At 43.1% G+C, this 3,251-nt stretch carries 5 protein-coding genes; 2 read left to right on the forward strand and 3 right to left on the reverse strand.

Annotated elements, in window-relative coordinates; translation table 11 throughout:
- Together ABYB02_RS15970 and ilvN are read left to right on the forward strand one after the other, a co-directional pair.
- Positions 1-956 (forward strand): thiamine pyrophosphate-dependent enzyme (locus ABYB02_RS15970; RefSeq protein ID WP_372763375.1); only part of this gene is annotated, 956 nt, incomplete at its 5' end.
- Positions 956-1,456, forward strand: coding sequence for an acetolactate synthase small subunit (gene ilvN / locus ABYB02_RS15975; RefSeq protein WP_372763376.1), 501 nt, complete (start codon positions 956-958; stop codon positions 1,454-1,456). The genes ABYB02_RS15970 and ilvN, both read left to right, overlap by 1 nt.
- Positions 1,457-1,520: 64 nt before the next feature.
- On the opposite strand, the gene ABYB02_RS15980 is transcribed toward ilvN, so the two are convergent.
- The 3 genes from ABYB02_RS15980 to ABYB02_RS15990 all read right to left on the reverse strand — a co-directional run bounded on the left by ABYB02_RS15980 (position 1,521) and on the right by ABYB02_RS15990 (position 3,036).
- Positions 1,521-1,796 carry an HU family DNA-binding protein gene (locus ABYB02_RS15980; RefSeq protein WP_002962474.1) on the reverse strand — a complete coding sequence of 92 codons (276 nt, stop codon included), beginning with the start codon at positions 1,794-1,796 and terminating at the stop codon, positions 1,521-1,523.
- 209 nt (positions 1,797-2,005) lie between these two features.
- Positions 2,006-2,539, reverse strand: a complete 534-nt coding sequence (locus tag ABYB02_RS15985; protein WP_372763377.1) for a DUF3833 domain-containing protein — start codon at positions 2,537-2,539, stop codon at positions 2,006-2,008.
- A gap of 2 nt (positions 2,540-2,541) precedes the next feature.
- Positions 2,542-3,036: a chalcone isomerase family protein gene (locus ABYB02_RS15990; protein WP_372763378.1), complete on the reverse strand. Its 495-nt coding sequence runs from the start codon at positions 3,034-3,036 to the stop codon at positions 2,542-2,544.
- Positions 3,037-3,251: the final 215 nt, after the last annotated feature.

The raw sequence follows: 3,251 nt of genomic DNA on the forward strand, positions 1-3,251 counted from the left end.
TTGGTATGCTGGGTATGCACGGCACCCTAGAAGCCAATAAAGCCATGGCAAACGCCGACGTTATACTCGCTCTAGGTGCCCGCTTTGATGATCGTGTGACTAATAATGTACAAAAATTTTGTCCTAATGCGACTATAGTGCATGTCGATGTTGATCCCACCTCAATCTCTAAAACAATTAAAGCGCATATTCCAGTGGTTGGTTGTTTAGCAACGGTTATTGAGCAATTACAAGCGGGTATAGATAAAAGCAGCATTAACATAGACCGTAGCGCACAAGAAGATTGGTGGCGTCAAATCATCAGCTGGCGTGAGCAAAAATGCCTTAACTACAATACCGATGGTGACAAAATCAAACCACAAGCCGTAATAGAGGCAATGTACCATGCTACCCATGGCGATGCCTATGTCAGCTCAGATGTGGGGCAACACCAAATGTTTGCGGCGCAGTATTACCCGTTTAAACACCCACGTCAGTGGATCAACTCTGGCGGCTTGGGCACCATGGGCTTTGGTCTACCGGCCGCCATGGGGGTGAAGCTTGCTTTTCCCGATAAAGAGTCAATTTGTGTGACCGGTGATGGCTCTATACAAATGAACATTCAAGAGCTTTCCACCTGCTTACAGTACAACTTAGCCGTTAAAGTGGTGTCACTAAATAACCGTTCATTAGGTATGGTGCGACAATGGCAAGATATGATTTACGGCGGACGCCACTCATCTTCATACATGGAATCACTGCCTGATTTTGTCAAGCTGGTCGAAAGTTATGGTCATGTTGGTATCAGAGTCAACACCTTAGCAGAGCTGCAACCGGCTATTGATAAAGCGATGTCGATCACCGACCGCTTAGTGTTTTTAGATATTTTGGTTGATGAAAATGAACATGTATACCCGATGCAAATTAAACTTGGTGGCATTGATGAGATGTGGTTACGAAAAGGAGTAAAAGCATAATGCGTCGTATTTTATCTATATTATTAGAAAACGAACCCGGTGCGCTATCACGAATTGTCGGTTTGTTCTCACAACGCGCCTATAACATTGATAGTTTGACAGTTGGCACCACGGACGATCAGTCTTTATCACGAATCACCATTACCACCATGGGGGACGATCGCATCGTCGAACAAATAACCAAGCAAGTGAATAAGCTGGTTGATGTACTCAAAATTATCGACTTAACCGAAATGAGTCATATAGAGCGCGAGCTACTGCTAGTAAAAGTGTTTGCCCAAGATGAGGTAACCCGCGCTGCCGTCACTCGCGTGGTCGATGTATTTCAAGGCGCCATTTTAGATATGGGTCGCCTAAGCTATAGTCTACAACTGGTGAGTAGCACAGACAAAATAGAATCGTTTTTAGACACTCTGCGCCACGAAACCGATATTATTGAGGTGGTGCGCTCAGGCGCTGTGGGTATTGGCCGTGGTGACAAGGCACTCAAAGCAAGGTAGTGATTTCAAAGCATAAAAAAAGGGCTAGTTAGCCCTTTTTTATTCCACTGTGGTAAACCAACTATTAAGGGTTTACTTGGTCTTTCAGACCTTTACCTGCTTTAAAGCTTGGGATAGTTGCTGCTGCGATTTGGATTTCAGCACCCGTTTGCGGGTTACGGCCAGTACGCGCTGCACGTTCTTTAACTGAGAAAGTACCAAAACCAACTAATGCTACTGAATCGCCTTCTTTTAAAGAAGATGTTACAGCGCCAGTGAACGCGTCAAGTGCACGTGTAGCAGCGGCTTTAGAGATTTCTGCATCAGTAGCAATTTTTTCAACTAATTGAGCTTTATTCATTATTAGATTCCTATTCGTTATTATTTTGCCTTTGCAAAACCTATCTTTATGCATTTTCGCAGAGTTAGCAACAGCAAATTGCATTTTTTGCCGAAAATCTTAAAAAATGACTAAAATTAAAATAATTATTAGTAAAATACAGCGTGTTGAGTTAACCAAAACTTAATTTAAGGGCATTTTAAACACACCCTCAACAAGGCAACATACAGCTAAAGTTTTTCAATTACTAACGTCACCTGGCCAACTTCAACGCCAAACTTAACAATCGAGGTGCGATTTATCAAGCGATTAGCGCTGACTAAGTACATCCAATCATCAAAGTTTACTGTTAACGTGCTGTCATCGTAGGGCAGCTCAACATCATAATTCCAATGAAACACACTGCCCGCACTTTCCCCAGTCGCAGTGCCTAACACATCAGCAGCAGTGCCCGTTAAGCTGTTGTCTGAATTGAGAGTGATATACCAAATGCGTTTTTGTGTTTGCCCATCATCATAAATAAAGTCTTCTTCAATTACGCCCTTGTTACCGTCCCAACTGGCGTGCATATCCACCACCAGCTTACGGGTTAACTCGCCTTTAAAGTCTTGTACCACGCCATACGCTTGCAAATCACCGGTAAAAAAGCGTTTAAAGTTAAACTCAGGAGAACTGTTATTATAATGCTCAACGTGCGGAGCCGAACAGCTGATCAAACAGCATGACAAAACTAGCAACAGCGTCACTTTTAGCGTATTAACCATTATTATAACTCTCCTAGTAATTGCTTTCTTAATTTGGGCTCTGAGGTATGCTCGCTAAGCCAAATAGCCAAAAATTGGTCTGCAAAATCAGCATCTTCTATATGGCCTAATTTTTCACCATTGTGGAAAAAAACACTCTGCCCTTGCTGATCTGTCTGTAAAGTTAACGACTCACCCTTGTTAATATTAGGCCACAGCGCCAATAGCCTATCGGCATACCGCGCTGTTAACTGCTGCTTGCCTAAATGTTGCCATTGCTCGTTAGTCGCTTTGACTATGTCTTTAGCGCTGAAATCACGTAAATACGTTAGAGTGAACTTGATTGGGTGGTCACCGGGTTGGTAAACACCTGTGGGGGTAAACAAACTCGCATCGTAAATATCCCAAAATAAATACTTCATCCGTGCTTCGCCCACTTTATTAAAGTTAACCTCAGCCACAGTGTAGCTACTGTGAGCGAAAAGACACAACAACACGATTATAAGCAAATATTTCACCAGCGTACTCCTGTAACAACATCAGTGGATATCTACGTTTGTTGTGCCAATAGCGATCAGTGCGCTAGCCAATGGGGTATTTTTTTATTAATAAAAATAATGCTGGTAAAAACACTGGCCCATAATGCGCCATAACATAGCCAAAACCACGCTAGCGGTACACCTAAGCCTAACACCTCAAAGCGTGCGCCCGCCCAGTAACTGGCTGGTGCAAA

The sequence above is a fragment of the Pseudoalteromonas sp. genome (genome assembly GCF_041613455.1).
Classification (GTDB): domain Bacteria; phylum Pseudomonadota; class Gammaproteobacteria; order Enterobacterales; family Alteromonadaceae; genus Pseudoalteromonas.

Coding starts and splice junctions, on each gene's coding strand:
- ilvN (WP_372763376.1), top strand. CDS start 956: ATGCGTCGTATTTTATCTATATTATTAGAAAACGAACCCGGTGCGCTA.
- ABYB02_RS15980 (WP_002962474.1), bottom strand. CDS start 1,796: ATGAATAAAGCTCAATTAGTTGAAAAAATTGCTACTGATGCAGAAATC.
- ABYB02_RS15985 (WP_372763377.1), bottom strand. CDS start 2,539: ATGGTTAATACGCTAAAAGTGACGCTGTTGCTAGTTTTGTCATGCTGT.